Below are 18,151 nucleotides of genomic sequence, written 5' to 3' on the forward strand. Positions count from 1 at the left end.
TGGTTTTCTTTATTACGTTAAGCGTCTGTTTTTCATATTAAAACACTTCAACCTTATAAATACCATGTTTACGGGATAAGCTTAGGTGTGTCGCTTCGATGGACTTGAGTAATGAAGTGAACGGATCAGATCTCGGCCTGTTGAGTTTGCTCCCTATTTGGAAGCTAAACCGAGATCTGATCGATATTATCGAGAAGGGTTCAATTGATTTATGCAACAACGTCTTGTGGAGGTGTCCCTTCACAGTTAGAAACGACAGCATCAATTTGTACTAAAGCATTCATTGGGATTTCTGAAACCCCTACTACCGTTCTTGCAGGCAGCTCAGCATTAAAGAATGTGGTGTAGACTTCGTTTACCACATCAATATCTGAAATATCCTTAAGTTGAATATTAATTTTCACCGTATCGTCCATGCTATGGTCAACGCTTTCAATTATCGCCTTAATATTGTTTAAACATTGTTCCGCTTGTTCTTTTACCCCGCCAGCAACGATTTCATTTGTTTTCGGATCTAAAGGTAATTGGGCTGAAATATGATTGTAGTGAGAGAAAGCAACAGTATGCGAATAAGGCATGAATGGTGCAGAAACAGTATTATTGGTTTCAATAACCAGTAAGCGAGTGTCTTCTGGTAATTGCGGCGGTGTACCGTCGCCATGTGAAATGGATGTATCAATTTGAATTAAAGCACCCATTGGTAATTCAGCTGCGTTAACAACAGTACGAGCAGGAACGTAGCTTGGGAAGAATTTAGCACATACTTCATTTACCACTTCCGCATCTGCGATATTTTTTAGGTAGATAGTCGTTTTAACCACATCATTCATGACGTGTCCGATGCTTTCTAAAATAGCTTTAATGTTTGATAGACATTGCGCTGTTTGCGCTTTGATACCACCATCAACCAACTCACCTGTGGCTACATCTATAGGCAACTGAGCTGAAAGATTGTTGTAGTGAGAAAAGGCTGCAGTCTGCGTAGACACAGCACTTTGAGGTGCGTTATCCGTATTTCTTGAGACCTTAATTAGCGCGCAAGGAGCTTGTGGTTTAGTGCCTTCACCGTTAGAAATGAGAGCATCCATTTGAACCAGCGCATCGCTGCTTGGCAGTGCAGTGACACCCACGACAGTGCGTGTTGGAAGGCTGTTGTGGAAGAAGTTTTTGTAAACTTCATCAATAGCATCGATATCAGAAATATTCTTAACGAAAACATTAATCTTCACGACATCATCCATAACATGGTCGATGCTTTCAACAATCGCTTTAATATTATTCAAACATTGTGCTGCTTGATCTTTAATATCACCGATGACTATTTCACCCGTTTTAGGGTCAATCGGAAGTTGAGCAGAAAAGTTATTATAATGAGAAAAAGCGACCGTTTGTGTAGATACAGAATTAATTGGTGCGTTTTCAGTGTTTCTTGAAATTTTAATGATATCGCTACTCATCGGTATTATCCTTTTAATAAAATAGGTATACGTATTTATATTTAACAATCGTATTTGGAAGAATGATTAAAGTAGCGCCATGTTAAGTGAATTATTTTAGGGTAAACGTGATACCCGTCAGACTCTAAGGTGACTATAAATCAGCAAGTTACAGAATAATTAGTCATCACACGACTAAATATCCGTCACATTTGGCTTTATCAACTGCTAAATTCTCTTTAATTTTTAAACTATTCAATAATCCTGAATACTCTCTCAAGTAGTGTGATAAGTAATTTACGAAATTTAGATGCAGTTTGATAGGTTGTTCACACTAAAACTTCGTTAATAGCTAAGTTAGTGAGTTTCTCCCCTATACCTGTGCATAAACTCTTAGGCTATTTAATTAATTATTTTCGAGAGCTTATTTTATATAAGTACGTTAATAATATATTCGAGAATCAAATACCTACAATCTGACAATGCCTATGATTAGATACATTTACTCATATAATTCAACAAATATGAGCAATCGTCACCATAGCTTTTGGCATTATAGCTCTCAACACATAGTTTCGTTGAAAGAAGAACTAAACCGCTCTTGGAGTAGTATTGAAGTGGCGCTTAAATTCGCGGCTAAATTGAGATGGGCTGGAGTAACCGACTCGACGTGCAGCATCACTAATACGAAGGCCTTCTAGTTGAATCAGCTCTTTGGCTTTATTAAGTCTAACCTTTTTCAAGTATTGAAGAGGTGATTCAAAGGTGACATTACGGAATGCATTGTGGAAGGCAGACACGCTCATGTTGGCTTCGTCAGCAAGCGATTGAACGGTGATGGTTTGGTCGTACTCTTCATGCACTTTAGACAGCGCTTTGGCAACACGTGCGTAATGGCCATCATGATGAGCTAAATCAAACAGCACACGCCCTTCTGAACCGGTTAATGCGCGGTAGACAATCTCCGTTACCATGGCATCGCCCAATATGTTGGCCTCAATGTCGCAATGCAGCGTTTTCACCAATCGGGTAAAGCTCTCTAGCATTTGCTCTTCCATTGGCGTCGATTCTAAGCCACTCGAGTTCTGTTTGTGCTTGTTGCAGTAGCTCTCTAAGAAGCCTTGATCTTCGAGCTTTTTGACTAAGCTATGCAAGCGTTGAGAATCAATGCTAATCGACAAGCCAAGCAATGGTTCACCATTAACAGGCAAGGCTTCGCACTCTAACGGCATTGGCACACCCACCACAAGATAATCACCTGCAGCGTAAGTCACTGGCCTTTCGCCAATGTAGATGTTCTTTTTACCCTGTCCGAGCATGATAATGCCAGACTGGTAAGTAAATGGCTGACGCTGATTCCCTCCACTGCTTCTATACAACCACACGCCGCTAATTTCAGTTTCTCTGATCCCTTCGAGATCATCCCAACCTTTGTGTTCTACATATGACTGTAACAACTGAGCGAGTGTTTTCATAAGTGGCGACTTTCCATTCCAAGTGCTAAGAGTAAGTAAGCTAAAGCAGAGGAAGAATATCAAGTTTGTAGAAATAGGCAATTTATTTGGAGGAACAGCTCTTCATTGACCTAGATTACTGTACTAATATGCAAATATAGAAATTGAGCAATAAACCAAAATAACAAATTTCGCTTTACACAAGGAATCTCTGATGCAATTTACTTACGTTAACCCTACTGTTATCCATTTCGGCCAAGGCCAAATCAACGCTATCAGCCAAGCGGTTGATACTTCGAAGAAAGTACTGGTCATCTATGGTGGCGGTTCAATCAAGAGCAACGGTGTTTACGACCAAGTTGTAGAATCTTTGAAAGATCACTCTTGGATCGAGTTCTCTGGCGTTGAAGCAAACCCTACCAAAGAGACGCTAGACAAAGCAGTCGCTCTTGTTAAAGAAGAAAACGTAGAATTCATTATCGCTGTTGGCGGTGGTTCAGTAATCGACGGCTCTAAGTACGTTGCTGCAGCGGCTAAATATGACGGCGACGGTTGGGACATCCTAACGGGCAAACACCAAGTAACTGAAGCGACGCCAATCGGTGCGGTACTGACACTTCCTGCGACAGGTTCTGAATCTAACATGGGTGCGGTAATCACGCGTAAAGCGACTCAAGAGAAGCTTGCTTTCCTTAACCCTGCAGTACAACCTAAGTTTGCGGTTATGGACCCAGACGTAATGAAGTCTCTGCCAGAGCGCCAACTGATCAACGGTCTAGTTGATGCGTGGGTTCACGTATGTGAGCAATACATCACAATGCCAACAGACGCGATGGTTCAAGACGGTTACGCAGAAACACTGCTTAAGAACCTACTTGTACTGGGTAAGCAATACGACGAGCGTGACAACGACGCATGGCGTGCAAACCTAATGTGGACTGCAAACCAAGCGCTTAACGGCCTAATTGGTACGGGTGTTCCTCAAGATTGGGCAACTCACATGATTGGCCACGAATTCACAGCACTATGGCACGTAGACCACGCACGTTCGCTTGCGATTGTTCAACCTTCACTACTTCGTAACCAAATCGAAGCAAAACGTGGCAAGCTAGAGCAAATGGGTCGTAACGTATTTGGCCTAGAAGCGGGTGCTGATTTAGCAGAACGCACAATCGCTGCAATCGAAGCGTTCTACCACAGCCTAGACGTAGCAACCATGTTTGACGGCTACGAAACAAACAAAGCAACGGCGATTGACAATGTTGTCGCTCAACTTGAATCACACGGCTACCTACAACTTGGTGAGAATCAAGCAATCACGCCAGAGAAAACACGTGAGATTCTAGAGTCTGCGATTCACTAAGAATCGGGAAAATAGAGAGAAAGTAAAGATAGTGGTCATACAACGATGAATTTTCACATCTGACTGAACCCATTACTTTTTTCTTTCGTACAACAGAAGCAGCGTTCATTTTGAGCGCTGCTTTTTAATTTGCCCTACAAGATGCTATTAAATTCTCATAAGTCCCTAATTTTATGTGCAATCATATTTCTATATTGTTAAGGTAAACCTGTCTCTTTACTAGGTATGAACAACGATTTGAACAATCTCAAGGAAATGGTTAAGTTTAAGTCACTTAACAAGTGGTATGGTGATTTTCATGCCCTAAAGGGTATCGATTTAAATATTGAACAAGGAGAAATAGTGGTGATTTGCGGGCCATCAGGTTCGGGGAAATCAACTTTAATCCGCTGTATCAATCAGCTAGAACCCTTCGAAAGTGGCGAGCTTTCTGTGCTAGAGCAAGTGCTTCCAAGCAAGTTCAGCACTCCAGGTCAAGTCGGAATGGTGTTTCAGCACTTTCATTTATTCCCCCATCTTACTGTGCTTGAGAACCTAACTCTGTCGCCGATTCGTACGCTTAAAAAAAGCAAACAAGAAGCCGAGAAGATTGCAATGCACTATCTCGAACGCGTACACATTGCAGAACAAGCCAACAAATACCCAGTGCAACTTTCTGGTGGCCAACAACAACGAGTGGCTATCGCACGTTCACTGTGCATGAAGCCTGAATTACTGCTTTTTGATGAACCAACTTCAGCGCTTGATCCGGAGATGATCAACGAAGTGCTCGATGTGATGGTTGAATTGGCGAGCGAAGGTATCACCATGGTGTGTGTGACCCACGAAATGGGCTTTGCGAAACAAGTGGCCGACCGCGTTATCTTCATGGATGAAGGACAAATTGTGGAATCCAATACGCCTCAAGCGCTCTTTGAAAACCCTCAACATGAACGTACTCAAGCGTTCCTAAATCAGATCCTGACTTATTGATGTTGATTCGAATTATTAAACCAGCCCTTTCCGCTCTAATACAAATTGTTGTACTAGTGGCCGCTGTTGTCTGGATTCTCGATTCTGGCGCACAAACCATGGGATACAGCTGGCAATGGGAGCGCGTGCCGGACTATATTGCTTTCTATGAAGATGGCGAATGGTGGCCTGCAGAGTTAGTTGAAGGGCTACTGGTTACCATCAATATCTCTCTGATTTCTTTGGTCGCGACACTGATCATCGGCTTAACGACGGCGCTATTGAGAAACTCAAATTCTGTGGTTGGACGCACCTTGGCCACCAGCTATGTTGAGTTGATTCGTAACACGCCGTTATTAGTACAAATTTATTTGCTCTATTTTGTGTTTGGCCCCGTGTTAGGGCTGGATCGTTTTAGCACTGCCGTTTTGGCCTTGGCACTTTTCCAAGGTGCTTACACCGCCGAAATCTTCCGTGCTGGTTTAAATGGTATTGCGAGAGGACAATTTGAAGCAGCTCAATCTTTGGGTTTATCAAAGACCTATACTTACTGGGATGTGATTCTTCCTCAGGTGGTGCAACGCACCTTGCCACCTTTGACTAATGAAGTGATCTCTCTTATCAAAAACTCTTCGATTGTGAGTGTCATGGCTATCTTTGACCTAACAACCGAAGCCAGAAACATAGTTTCTGAAACCGCGATGCCATTTGAGATTTGGTTCTCTGTGGCGATCATTTACCTTGCACTTACACTTTCACTTTCTGCCGTTGCAGCTTGGCTTGAGCATAAGCTCGGAGCTAACTGGCGAACACAATAAGGATTTATCAGCATGAAGCTATTTAAAACCGCAATTACAGCCCTACTTGCGCTTGCCGTAAGTTTGCCTGCACTTGCTTCTGAAACGCCTAACCTAGACAAAATAAACGAACGTGGCTCTCTACGCGTTGGTATGTCGACATTTGTTCCTTGGGCGATGCGTAACAAACAAGGCGATCTTGTTGGCTTTGAAATCGATGTAGCAAAACGTCTTGCTGAAGATTCTGGCTGGAAAGTTGAATTCGTACCGACGGCATGGGATGGCATTATTCCTTCTCTACTTTCGAACAAGTTTGATGTAATCATTGGCGGTATGTCTATCACTGAAGCTCGCGCTAAAAGCGTTTTGTTCACTGAACCTTACTCGCACTCTGGCGTTCAACTGGCAGCGAATAAAGAGCTAGCAGAAGGTTTTACACAAATCTCTGATTTTGATTCTCGCCGTGTAAAAATTGCAGCGCGTCGTGGTGCATTCACAGTGCAAGTAGCTCGTGAAACCTTCCCTAAAGCGAAAGTTCTACAGTTCGATGACGATGCTCAAGCATTCCAAGAAGTATTAAACGGCAACGCACACGCGGTTATCGCGTCTAGCCCGAAACCAGAACACGAAGCGATTAAAAACGCAGACACGCTATTTATTCCATTCGAAGAACGCCTATCAAAAGGTAATGAAGCATTTGCAGTTCGCCTAGGTGAAACTGACAAGACAGAATTCTTCAACGAGTGGATCAAAGCACGTACTGAAGACGGTTGGTTGAAAGAGCGTTACGAGTACTGGTTCTCTACTCTAGATTGGCAAGACCAGATTGCTCAAGGTCAGTAATCAGAACTTTTGCTAGTGAATCGAGGCAGTGCATTGTTTGCGCTGCCTTGTTAAAAACAACGAGATAGCTATGACCTCATAGCCACCTCTCACAACACATCAATTATTATCGTTTAAACAGGAATGACGTGAGTAGTACTAGCGCATTAACAACACCTAAGCCCAACGTTCATATGAAGCCTTGGTATCAACGCCTTAACCTTTTAGATGGCGTGTTACTAGCTGTCATTTGTGTGTTTGCAGGCTGGCTTTATTATCGTTCCGCTGTTGGTATTAACTACCAGTGGCGCTGGGAAGATGCGTTTACCCTGATTTTCATTCCGCCTTCTCAAGGCAATATTCCTTACTTTTTCCAAGGCTTGATCGCGACACTGCGCTTGAGTGTTTGGAGTATGGTGTTAGCACTCTCTTTTGGTACATTACTTGGCGTTGGAAGGCACTCTAAAATCACTTTCTTTCGTACCCCTGCACTGATTTTTATCCAGTTGGTTCGAAATATTCCGCCGCTGGTGTTTGTCTTCATATTCTATTTTTTCGTTTCAAACCAACTGATTCCATTACTTGGTTTAGAAAGTATCTTGCGTGAACACAACGGCGATATTAACGCTGTTCAAGCCTTTCTGTTTGGTCCTGCTAACCTTTGGGAAAACTTGGCGTCTGGTGTTATCTGTATCGGTTTGCTCTCTTCGGCTTACATCGCAGAAGTGATTCGAGCTGGCTTAGAAAGTATTCCAAAAGGCCAATGGGAAGCGGCCGATTCACTCGGCTTATCGGCATTGCCTAAGTATCGATTTGTGGTTGGCCCGCAAGTATTAACGGCCATCACACCGCCATTGGCTGGCCAAGCAATCTCTTTGGTTAAAGACACGTCGATTGTGTCTCTGATTTCTATCCAAGAGATGACTTTCGTTGGTACTGAAATGGCAAACTCGTCAGGTTTGATCTTCGAGATCTGGCTGATTGTAGGCTTCGTATATTTTGCTTTATGCTTTGTGCTTTCGCGTCTGTTCAAAGTGATTGAGCAACGTTCTAGTGCTTACCTTAACCATCAGTAACGTCATTAATAAGAAGTACCGACTCGCCCAGCTATTCATCACCCTTACCCATTTCACCTGATTGATTTAAGTTATTGATCAGTCAGGATTTATTCCTTCATATTTCTTCTTAGAAACACAGCAAAATGCTCGGCTAATCACTATACTTAACGTATCGAACTACGTTGATTCATCTCAAGGACATCGCTCAACATGGACAATCATAAAGAAAGAGCTTTTTACGCCGTTGTCGGCGCATTAGTTGGAGACGCTGCTTCAATGGGGCTGCACTGGCTATATGACCAAGAGAGGATCTTACACGTAGCAGGTTTTGAGCCAGAATTTCGCTCACCGAATCAGTTCGATTACCAAGACAAGGGCTACTTTGCGCACCAAGGTAAAACCGCAGGCGAGCAATCGCAATATGGTGCTCAGCTATTGGCGATGGTCGACAGTTTAGTCGACAACCAACAGTACGATGAAGCGAGCTACATCAAGCACTTCCGATTCTGGTTTGATTTTGGTGGTAGTTGGCGAGGCTATATTGATAAAGCGACTCGTATGAGCTTGTTGAACATCCATCAATTAGAATTGGCAAATGCCCCGATTACTGCCTGTGGCGCGGATGATACACAGCTCCCCGCAGTCTCAAAGATCATTCCATTAGTGGCGTGTACTTACACCTCTCACACCTTACCTGCAATGGTAGAGAGTGCGGTACGAGTGACTAATAATAATGATAAAGCGGTAGAGTGGGCACAAGCCATCACCCTACTGATTCAAGCCGCGATACAAGGCAATTCACCATTACAATCAGTAGAGATGGTACGACAAACCTGCAGCAAGTTTATACACGATCAAATCGATGAAGCCCTCTCAGCGCCTGAGCTTTCAATAACAGATGCCGCGAAAAAGTTCGGGTTGCATTGCGAATTGAGTGCCGCGTTCCCGCTGCTGATTCGCATCATTGCTGGCGCTCAGAGCTTTAAACAAGGTATCCGCGACAACATTTTATGTGGGGGCGATAGCTGCGGGCGTGCAATTGTAATTGGCGCGGTATTAGCGGCGTGTTTCTACGAGGAAGATGGAGGCATTCCAACCGAATGGCTAAAACAAGTCGAACTCAATGGCGGTGTGCTGTCTTTGCCTATTGAGTGATTTCCACAACAACGAACTAGAGCCTGACATAAGACAAGCACACTTCTAGGTCGGATGTCGTTCCTATAAAGTTGGAATACACTGCGATAACTCATTCTTCAGCCAAACAACAAACGGGCTTTCTGGCTCTTCATGGTTGCTATCTTGCGTGAGCAATATGTACTGATGACCGGAAGGCACAAAGCCGAACGGTGCGATTAAGTTGCCTCTATTCAAATCATCAACCACCAATGGATAAGAACCAAGAGCCGCTCCTAGCCCATCAACAGCCGCTTGAAAGCAGAAATAGAAGTGTGCAAAGGTCTGGTTTGATATAGTTTGTGACACCAATCGGCGTTCAAATTCACTATCTTTGGTGATGGATGCCCAGTGGCTCCAAGCGTTTGGTCGCGTGCTGCTGTGCAGTAATTTTACATCGGCTAGCTTGTCTTTGACCTGTTGCCAGTAATCAGGCGAGAACACAGGGCCAACCCACTCTTCAACTAACGGTATCTGTTTGTAATGCTCGGTTACGTTGAAGTCGTCTCGGCGAATGGCCATATCTAATCCAGTTGCGCCTAATGTCACAGGCCCACCTGCGGTAGACAATCGAACATCAATTCCGGATTCGTTATAGAAATCACCGAGTCGAGGCATTAACCAACGCATGGTCAATGTGGGTTCGCATGAAACTTCCAACGCTTGATGATTCAGCTGATTAAGCTTATGGACTCCAGTCTCCAAGGCTTGGAACGCTTGCTCTGTGTAACCTTTGAGTAATTCCCCTTCTTTGGTGAGACACACATTCCTGCCCTGTTTGTAGAACAAAACTTGGGATAAGTGATTTTCCAATACCTTGATCTACTTACTCACCGCGCCATGTGTGATATTGAGTTTATCCGCCGCTTCACTGTAACTACTCGAATGCGCTGCTACGTGGAAAATATGAAATGCTTTCAAATGTCTCATGTGTGATTTTTTCTCACAGATAGGTGGAATTCATTTCGATTATAGGCAGCAATAAAAAACCATACAATGCTGGCTCATCAAATATAAAGAGTTGGAGTCATTATGGAGTGGTTAATCCTAGCAGTATTGGGACTATTGATTGTTATCAGCCCAGGCGCTGATTTCGTTTTAGTTTTGAAAAACAGTGTCAACCAAGGAAGACAAGCAGGGATTTGGACTGCAATCGGTGTGAGTTTAGCGATTTGTGCTCACATCAGTTATTCAATGCTTGGGATCAGTTACTTAATCTCACAGAATGAGTAGCTGTTTGACATGATTAGATACGCAGGTGCAACCTACCTTATTTATCTAGGGCTAAAAGGTATCTTGAGTGCGGACAACAAGCTTGCACCGATGGAAGATGCAAAGCAAAGCACCAGTGTTTGGCGCTATTTAGCCCAAGGCTTCTTATGTAACGTGCTCAACCCAAAAACCATGTTGTTCTTTTTGAGCATCTTCAGCCAAGTCATCTCACCTGATGCAGAAAACCAGCATGTCGCGCTCGGCTATGGGCTTTACATGATCGTTCTTCACGGTTTATGGTTTGGCGTTGTCGCTATGCTGTTTACTTCGAATACATTGCAAAAGCATCTATTGAGAGCAAAGAAAAGGCTTAATCAAGCATGTGGATTTGGCTTAGTGACGTTCGGAGCACTGTTGGCGATTAAATCGTAAACAAGCGAGTCACAAATAGAGAGCGATTCAAACGACTGAATCGCATCTAACTGGGTCTTGGTAAAACTCTAAACAAGATTCATCGGTCTAATATCGGCACTATCAGGGAAGATAGCGTTGAGTTGTTTCACTTCTATCGATAAATGTCGGTTGAGCACACCCTTGATAACCGAACGCATATCAGTCGTTGGACTAAGGTCTCGGCCTTCATATAGCTGGCTTTGGCTCAAGCCCGGCCAATTGGTAATAACCTTACCACCCGCTCCTTTCAACGATGGCAGCGCACCACCCGCAACAAACATGACGTTGCCAGTGCCATGGTCGGTGCCTTTGGTGCCGTTTTCTTTTGCTGTTCGACCAAATTCACTGGCTGCAATGATCACTGTCTTCTGCCAACGATCACCTAGTGAAGCTTTGAGAGCCGCTAACCCAACATCCAAAGTTTTAAGCTGATTACTCAACCGTCCATTTACGTTGCCTTGATTGGCGTGAGTGTCCCACCCACCGAGTTCTAACGCTGCGATGTTTGGTCCGTTATCAGCCGACAATATGTCGCCTGTTTTACCCATCAATGATTTAAACTGTTTGCCGACACCTTGGTCGCCTACCAGTTGATCTATCTTCATGACACTTTCAAAGTTTGAAGACAGCATTTGGTCACTTTGAAACAACTCTTCCAGCAGTTCCGTTTGTTTATCACGTGTTTTTAAGCGGTTTGGGTACCAACTTGCAACGGTCGATTCGCCCTGCATGATGAGTGGTAAGCCCGAATCAATCGCTATTCCATCGTATTTTTCTGAGCTCAACGTGAGTAAACGGTTAATCCACCCTACGGTGTTAAACGGGTCGGAAGTGCCATTCTCCAATATCTTCTGTCCATCAAAATGTGAGCGCTCGCGATAAGCGGTTGAACAAGCGTGTACAAAGCTGAGTTCGTTACTCTCATACCATTGATGGCATTGCTTTAGGGACGGATGGAGCCCAAAGAAATCATCCAACTTCACTAGCTGTTCAGGTTTTAATCCGATGTTGGGTCTCAAATTAGAGTAATCCGGATCGGCATGCGGCACTACAACATTTAAACCATCCATCGCGCCACGCAGTGATACCCAAATGAAGATATTGTCTGAACCTGTTTTGGCAAAGCTTGGAAATGGCAGCATCGCACTGACGCCAACAGCCGCCGCAATACCCATGAACTGGCGGCGGTTAATACTATGTGGCGCTTTATTCTGAGAACAATCTGACTTTTTCATACCCACTCCTAACGATATTGAAACTGCGGACTTAGCCACAACAGGGAAAGTTGCATTGCAGCGCTGTCGGCTTTGTTCAATACAATTTGGGTGTGTTCATCAATAGCATCGCCATATAAACCCGCGATCACTTTATCCACTACCGCTTTCGGCTTAACTCCTGACGCTTTAGCCGATTTTATTGCAGCAGACGCAAGCCTATTCGCAACTTGCATACGTTGAGTCAACGCCGAAGGGCTATTGTAGTCTCTGTCTTGATCCGACCAGCCTGCAGGTGAACCCGGTTTAAAAGGAGGCTGCCCTAAATTGTTGAGTGCATTGAATGCCTGTTTCTCGTTTAAAGAAATATCGGCACTACGAAGAACGGCAAACAGCCACTCCTTCGGCGGTCTAAAACGATTAGGGTTAGGTTTACTCGCCTCAGCGCTGTTCAATAACAAGCGATAGATAGGCAGTAAATCTCCCTCGCCTTTCAGATATTCAGCAACCATTTGCTCTGAGAGTTCTTTAGATATGTCGCCAATGAAATGCTGGCAAAGCTTATCAACCAAGTGCGCAGCAGTGTCTTTGTGGGTCGCTAAGGTTTTTAAACACGACTCTCCTTGCGAGACCCCGGATTGAGAATAGGACTTTCCAAGCAGTGTGATACTTCCTGGCTCATGCAGATTATTAGCGAATCGAAAACCAGCATCAGGAGATTTGAATTTAATGCCCCAGCCTGAAATGCCTTTTGCTAAAGCAATAACATCTTGCTGAGTATAAGAACCGTCAACGCCAAGAGTGTGGAGTTCTAAGATCTCACGAGCGAGGTTCTCATTGAGCCCCTTATTACGGCGCTTTCCGACTTTTGAATTGGGACCAATCGAGAGTTGATTGTCGAGATACAGAAGCATCGCAGGATGTTTAGAAGAAGCCATCAGCATCTCGCCAAAGTTACCATTCCAATGCTGGCGAACCACATCGTTTTCAATGCTGGCGGCCAAGGGCATCAGTTTTCGATTATCGACCGAGATGGCGAAGTGATTGCTCCAAAACTGAATGATGCGCTCTTGAAAACCATAAGGAGTTTCAACACTTTGTAGGTGGCGAGCTTGAGCTTGTTGTCGATACTGCGTTCGAAGAAAAGACTGCGCTTCTTTCTTCGTGGCTTGCATCTGTTGTTCGTCACCCTTGGCCTTCATTCGTTGTACACGATTCTCTCCTACTTTAATCAGAGTAGATTCAGTACTCGGTAAGTCTTGTATAGCTTGGTGAACGAATGGCTTTTTATCCAACTGTTCTACAGGAGAATAATAGGTTGTTTGACCTAGTTTGGGCCCAAAGCCAAACCTTTGTTCACCCACGATTTTTGAAGTCGGGTAATAATTCATTGCACACTCCCTTACGCTCGATCTTTTCTAAGTGTAATCGCTTAGTCATCAAGCATAGGGAGCTTTACAAGGTTTTACGTTAGATAAGTGTCAGGTGCCTATCAAGTTACCGACACGGTGTGATCATTTTGAATGAGTGTCTATTTACGCCACATATAGACAAACTGCTCGTTTTGCGAGGTGATTTCAAAGCCAAACCTCAAGTACAACTCCCCAACTCGATTACCTTGCAGGTAACAAAGTTCGACGGGTTTATTGAGGCTGTCAGCCTTAGTTAAGCAATCTTTCAGTACTTGGCTGCCGATGCCCTTTCCATGATACTCAGGCAATAAGAAGAATCGGCAAAAATAGAAGTACTCGCCTTTGTCTTGCAACAACACACTGCCAATCGCTTGACCTTGATATTCAATGATTTCAGGCCGTTCTTCTGCCCACTCTTCAGCGTGTATATCTCGTTGAACCTGCTCATCCCAGCCAAATACGGCCTTGATAGGTTCGAACTCAGCGGCCCTCTTAAGCTCGAACAGAAATTCATAATCTGATGACTGAGCAGCTCTTGTTGAATGCGAAAGAGCAGCTTTAACCATGTCCATATGATGTTGATTCCTGTTACTTTTCTACCGGGTTTAGTTATCAAGCTTAAGATAAGTGCATGGTGTATTCTTGATGTCCTGTGTGCTCATCAGTTTGTTCGCTCACAATAGAGAAACCTTGAGACAAGTAGAACTCAATGGTCGCTTGGTTCTCTTTATACACATTCAAAGACAGATTCGGGCATTCAAGCTTCGCGTGTTGGATAAGTTGCTTACCAACACCACAGCCTTGATGCTGTGGGCTCACAAATATCGCCGCTAAGATACCTTCATAAAGCGAATAAAAGCCACAAACCTCACCGTCTACTTGATACACGTAAGTTATTGATGCAGGAATGTATATGTCGCGCATATTACCTACTTGAGACTCCCAGAACTCAGGAGCCACAAAGTCATGCGCCTTGATCGAGGCGGTTAACCAAATATCTAAAACGACCTCAATATCAGCTGGGTTGTACTCTCTAATCATCTTAATTCTCTAAAATTATTGCGTTTTAATATGCGAATCAGTATGTCGAGAAGCGACTTAAACTTATTGAAGATTTACGACAATTATTTGAAACAATGGTTACTGCTTCTTAACGTACTTCGCCGTAACCAGCATTTCACCGCCACCATCCAGCTTGCAATCTAGTTGGTGATCTTTGCCTTCATTGATGCGTCGAATCACAGCTTTAGTACCAATTTTCAATACGCTAGAACTGCCTTTAATTTTTAGATCTTTAATGAAGGTAACTTTATCGCCACTTTCCAATACAACGCCATTCACGTCCTTAACACGCGCGGCTTCTCTTTCTAAACGCTCTTCTTCTGGGTTCCATTCGTAGGCGCACTCAGGGCAGATTAGGTTGTTTTGGTCTGGGTAAACATATTCAGATTGGCATTGCGGGCAAGGAGGTAGAGACATACGTTAATACTTAATTTAAATAGAATTTGTTCCATTTTAATGGCTCTTGTCAGGCTTAGCGAGCATAAATCTAACAAGTTTTACGGAGAGCTAATTGTCTTCAAAAAAGAGCAGCACCTAAAACGAACAAACACAGCCGCTAAGCTGTGTTTGTTTAAAGGTTTGAAAAGCGGAACGGCTTAACGTTCGACTTTTGGTGAGTAAATCGAGTAAGCGGTAATTTGCCCTGCCACGATTGCCGAGAACATGAATAACGCCGATAAACCAATACTCGGGATAGGCAAAATCGATTGTTCAAACACCGACTGGCTGGCACTCACTAATACTCGGCTACCCGGAACCAAGATGATGATCCCTTGCACGATATAAATAGAACCCGTGAGCTCCATCTTCTTGGCAATCCAAGTTCCGTACAAAGTAATAAGAACCGTCGTCACCCAAGTGCCGACAACCCAACCACTATCAAAACCTAGATAGAATGGGCCCCACATACCGAGAACGGCAACTGGCAAACCAAGTAAGATGTCTTTAGGGCGAGCATTGAACATCACACCGATAGACACAGAGATCAGCACCAAGCCAGATATGTGCATCCACATCGGTACCGCGTTGGTATAGTCGATGGAGACCGCTTGTCCCCATATCGCTTCACCGATGTTGAGCCCCATGATAATCCCGACAAACAGCTTAATCAGGGTTAAGGCGCTCTGCCCTAGCAAGCTGGTACCAGAAACCAAGTCATTAAACGCCAAACATTCTAATGCGTTAGCTATGGATAACCCGGGGACAAACAAGACAATCGAGGCGATACACAACGCCCACACCGGAATCGGCAACCCTGTGCTCGCCAGAAACGCCACGAAGATACCGGTTAGCAGTGCCGAGATGAACTCAACCGCGATAGCACGACGTGAATGAAGAACTTGCTGACATACCCACACCATCAAACCCAATAACGCAGAAAAGCCCACCGCTTCCAACGTACTGCCCACCAGCATCAAATAAGCAGGCGGAATACCCATATTGGCAAGTGCAGTCACAAATTTTGAGTAACCGACAGGTTCTGGTACAGGCTCACTGCTTGGCTGGTTAATACGAATGATCGTATTGGCCAACAAACTCAGGTTAATTGACGCAGGCTTTAGACGCTTAAGAATAACGGCGTTGTTATCGTCTGGAAATTGATAGTTAATCGCAGTTGGCGTTGCTTGGATCATCACATCCACACCATGCTTTTTTGCATAGAATTGAGTGTATTTCTCTAGCTTGTAAGGAGCACAACCACTGCGGTGAAGAGTGTCACCAATTTCAACAATTTTGTTAATTCGGAACTGAGAAGGCATGGGAATTTTAGGGGAGACAAAATGTGCGGCAAATGTACCAAACGATAGACGGAATGACGAGACTTTTGCGTGAATTATCAACTGAACTCGTTACTTTTTTCTGCAAAGGCTTATAAGTGCCTATAACTCTACTCATTTGGGATTAGTTTACTGAATGTTTTGACAGGCTGATAAGTTAAATTTATGCATTCAGATTGTTATTAGTGGACGCCAAAACACAAATAAAAATCAGTTTATGTTAACACTCCAAATTCCTTAATTTTCATGAGATTTATGACAACTAAGCACCACCAAAGCGTGTTTATAAATTGACTCGGATTTATCGCAAAAAGCAGCATGACATCTACTAATATTTCTCGCCCTCCTTTTAACGAGATTTTAGTCACGTTTTATTCACTCTGAAAGCGCCGAACATGATGGAAAAACTAGCGGAGTGGTGGTTATGCGAGCACTTAGAATAAAAATGAAAGAAAAAGGTTTCGTTTTCAGTTAGATGTGGCATTATCAAACTCGTTAAGACGATGTGCGTGCATCGTATAATGGCTATTACCTCAGCCTTCCAAGCTGATGATGCGGGTTCGATTCCCGCTGCACGCTCCAACTTCTCCTTAAGCTTCATTACGCACTTTCTTCCAGCGACACCCTATTCAAAAATTTTCGCCGTTTGCTAAGTCCATAATCATTAAATCTATACTGACTAAACTTATTTTATTTAAGCTTAGATTGACGAATCAACGCTAAGTGACCAACCAAAGCTATTAACTCCTTAAATTGCTTCGTATTTCTGACACCTATCCAAATCACACATTGCAGTTCAGCTTTTAATGATTTTCAAAATTGTTCCAATTTAATAATCTTGGTCAATATCTGCAAAAATCATTGTGGTAATGTGCGCGCATTAGCAACAACCCACAAAATAATAAAAATGTTTAAAATCAATGAGTTAACAATTAACATCGAAGCAATTAATGTCGCGTTAGCAAAAGTTGAAAATGCCAATAAAATTCAGCTAGATACATTGAAAGGTTATGTGAACAGCGAGCCTGAACAGGCTGTACTGGCTTTTCGATCGCTGAATGAAGCAGAGTCAATCGATGACAAGTTTAAAAAGATCATGGCAGAGCTACCGCATCTGAGCGGCGAAGCACACCATCTGCTTGAAACTTCTATCTTGCTACAGTGACTATAAATAAAGATAAGCCTCAGCGAATCCCTCACAGCAAAGCGCTTTAGGTATAAGTTAAGACTTATCTTTAATTTTCTAGCCCTCATTGAATTTCTAATTCAACAAAGCGCTATTGATTAACGTCTAAAGCGTTAACGACTTCACCATACCCGCTTCAGCGTGACCAGGGATATTGCACGCTAACTCTACGTTATTATCACCATAGAAATGCCACAGCAATTGCTTCGCTTTACCCGGCTTAACTGTAACTGTGCTACCCGAGTCATGGGCGTGATTACCCGTGTTTTTCATCATTTCACGGTGCTCTAGCTGCTCTGAAGCAGAACCAATCGAGAATTCGTGATCAATCTTGCCCGTATTCATCACAACGAACTGCACCACATCGTTCGGCTCAATTTCGACCTTGTTCTTAAAGGTAATTTTCATATCGTCACTTAGCAGAACATGAACCACTTTATCCGGCTTTGCGCCTGTCGCAGGCATACCCACTTCAGACATGCCTTCCATATTCATCATCGAATGGTCCATCTTTCCATCCTTCATCATGCTGTGATCCATTTTTGAATGATCCATCTCTCCACTCTTCATCATCGAGTGGTCCATATTCGAATGGTCCATATTCGAATGGTCCATTTCAGCAAAAGCCGTTGCAGTAGTTAACGTCAGTGCAATCGCAATAAGTGTCTTTTTCATGATCGTTCCTTAGATTAATTCAGTTATTTATTTGTTAGTTTCAAATGTTCATGTGGTACGCCCTTACTCACTCTGTTTTGGTAAGTAAGGGCTAATAATCAATAC

Annotated in this window: 16 protein-coding genes, 1 tRNA gene and 2 pseudogenes; 9 read left to right on the forward strand and 10 right to left on the reverse strand. The window is 43.5% G+C overall.

Annotation, left to right across the window (positions count from 1 at the left end):
- Window positions 1-209: 209 nt before the first annotated feature.
- Both AB6E51_RS16990 and AB6E51_RS16995 read right to left on the reverse strand, forming a co-directional pair.
- Window positions 210-1,457 carry a RidA family protein gene (locus AB6E51_RS16990; RefSeq protein ID WP_017064467.1) on the reverse strand — a complete coding sequence of 416 codons (1,248 nt, stop codon included), beginning with the start codon at window positions 1,455-1,457 and terminating at the stop codon, window positions 210-212.
- A gap of 569 nt (window positions 1,458-2,026) precedes the next feature.
- Entirely contained in the window at window positions 2,027-2,911 is an 885-nt protein-coding gene (locus tag AB6E51_RS16995; RefSeq protein ID WP_017067592.1) for an AraC family transcriptional regulator, read from the reverse strand.
- Window positions 2,912-3,104: 193 nt separating this feature from the next.
- On the opposite strand from AB6E51_RS16995, the gene AB6E51_RS17000 reads away from it, so the two are divergent.
- The 6 genes from AB6E51_RS17000 (at window position 3,105) to AB6E51_RS17025 (ending at window position 9,036) form a co-directional block, all read left to right on the forward strand.
- On the forward strand, window positions 3,105-4,253 hold the full coding sequence (locus AB6E51_RS17000) for an iron-containing alcohol dehydrogenase (RefSeq protein ID WP_048615371.1): 1,149 nt from the start codon (window positions 3,105-3,107) through the stop codon (window positions 4,251-4,253).
- A 225-nt stretch (window positions 4,254-4,478) separates the two neighbouring features.
- Entirely contained in the window at window positions 4,479-5,225 is a 747-nt protein-coding gene (locus AB6E51_RS17005; RefSeq protein WP_372058981.1) for an amino acid ABC transporter ATP-binding protein, read from the forward strand.
- Window positions 5,225-6,022 (forward strand): amino acid ABC transporter permease, encoded by a 798-nt coding sequence (locus AB6E51_RS17010; RefSeq protein WP_017062664.1) that lies wholly within the window; start codon window positions 5,225-5,227, stop codon window positions 6,020-6,022. Before AB6E51_RS17005 ends, AB6E51_RS17010 begins: the two co-directional genes overlap by 1 nt.
- Before the next feature lie 12 nt (window positions 6,023-6,034).
- Complete coding sequence (locus tag AB6E51_RS17015; protein WP_017067595.1) at window positions 6,035-6,844, forward strand: transporter substrate-binding domain-containing protein; 810 nt, start codon at window positions 6,035-6,037, stop codon at window positions 6,842-6,844.
- A gap of 128 nt (window positions 6,845-6,972) precedes the next feature.
- On the forward strand, window positions 6,973-7,899 hold the full coding sequence (locus AB6E51_RS17020) for an amino acid ABC transporter permease (protein WP_372058983.1): 927 nt from the start codon (window positions 6,973-6,975) through the stop codon (window positions 7,897-7,899).
- 192 nt (window positions 7,900-8,091) lie between these two features.
- Window positions 8,092-9,036, forward strand: a complete 945-nt coding sequence (locus tag AB6E51_RS17025; RefSeq protein WP_102333479.1) for an ADP-ribosylglycohydrolase family protein — start codon at window positions 8,092-8,094, stop codon at window positions 9,034-9,036.
- Between the two features lie 63 nt (window positions 9,037-9,099).
- Here AB6E51_RS17025 and AB6E51_RS17030 read toward each other — a convergent pair.
- Window positions 9,100-9,984: pseudogene (locus AB6E51_RS17030) on the reverse strand (LysR family transcriptional regulator).
- 102 nt (window positions 9,985-10,086) lie between these two features.
- On the opposite strand from AB6E51_RS17030, the pseudogene AB6E51_RS17035 reads away from it, so the two are divergent.
- Window positions 10,087-10,698, forward strand: a pseudogene (locus AB6E51_RS17035) (LysE family translocator).
- Window positions 10,699-10,766: 68 nt separating this feature from the next.
- Here AB6E51_RS17035 and AB6E51_RS17040 read toward each other — a convergent pair.
- The 6 genes from AB6E51_RS17040 to AB6E51_RS17065 form a co-directional block, all read right to left on the reverse strand.
- Window positions 10,767-11,954, reverse strand: coding sequence for a DUF1501 domain-containing protein (locus tag AB6E51_RS17040; protein WP_102333476.1), 1,188 nt, complete (start codon window positions 11,952-11,954; stop codon window positions 10,767-10,769).
- Window positions 11,955-11,962: 8 nt separating this feature from the next.
- Window positions 11,963-13,324: a DUF1800 family protein gene (locus AB6E51_RS17045; RefSeq protein ID WP_017081500.1), complete on the reverse strand. Its 1,362-nt coding sequence runs from the start codon at window positions 13,322-13,324 to the stop codon at window positions 11,963-11,965.
- Between the two features lie 140 nt (window positions 13,325-13,464).
- Window positions 13,465-13,917, reverse strand: a complete 453-nt coding sequence (locus tag AB6E51_RS17050) for a GNAT family N-acetyltransferase (protein ID WP_102333475.1) — start codon at window positions 13,915-13,917, stop codon at window positions 13,465-13,467.
- A gap of 46 nt (window positions 13,918-13,963) precedes the next feature.
- Window positions 13,964-14,386, reverse strand: coding sequence for an N-acetyltransferase (locus AB6E51_RS17055; protein ID WP_017067098.1), 423 nt, complete (start codon window positions 14,384-14,386; stop codon window positions 13,964-13,966).
- A 99-nt stretch (window positions 14,387-14,485) separates the two neighbouring features.
- A complete protein-coding gene (locus AB6E51_RS17060) occupies window positions 14,486-14,824 on the reverse strand; it encodes a zinc ribbon domain-containing protein YjdM (RefSeq protein WP_004731484.1) in 339 nt (112 codons plus the stop codon).
- 179 nt (window positions 14,825-15,003) lie between these two features.
- Window positions 15,004-16,167, reverse strand: a complete 1,164-nt coding sequence (locus AB6E51_RS17065; protein WP_004731486.1) for a threonine/serine exporter family protein — start codon at window positions 16,165-16,167, stop codon at window positions 15,004-15,006.
- A 525-nt stretch (window positions 16,168-16,692) separates the two neighbouring features.
- On the opposite strand from AB6E51_RS17065, the gene AB6E51_RS17070 reads away from it, so the two are divergent.
- Window positions 16,693-16,767: transfer RNA gene (locus AB6E51_RS17070), tRNA-Gly, on the forward strand.
- Between the two features lie 325 nt (window positions 16,768-17,092).
- A complete protein-coding gene (locus AB6E51_RS17075; RefSeq protein ID WP_102428568.1) occupies window positions 17,093-17,350 on the forward strand; it encodes a hypothetical protein in 258 nt (85 codons plus the stop codon).
- 126 nt (window positions 17,351-17,476) lie between these two features.
- Here the strand turns inward: AB6E51_RS17075 and AB6E51_RS17080 are convergent, their stop codons facing one another.
- A complete protein-coding gene (locus AB6E51_RS17080; RefSeq protein ID WP_372140015.1) occupies window positions 17,477-18,046 on the reverse strand; it encodes a copper-binding protein in 570 nt (189 codons plus the stop codon).
- Between the last annotated feature and the right edge of the window lie 105 nt (window positions 18,047-18,151).

The organism is Vibrio sp. 10N.247.311.47 (genome assembly GCF_041467535.1).
Classification (GTDB): Bacteria; Pseudomonadota; Gammaproteobacteria; order Enterobacterales; family Vibrionaceae; genus Vibrio; species Vibrio crassostreae_C.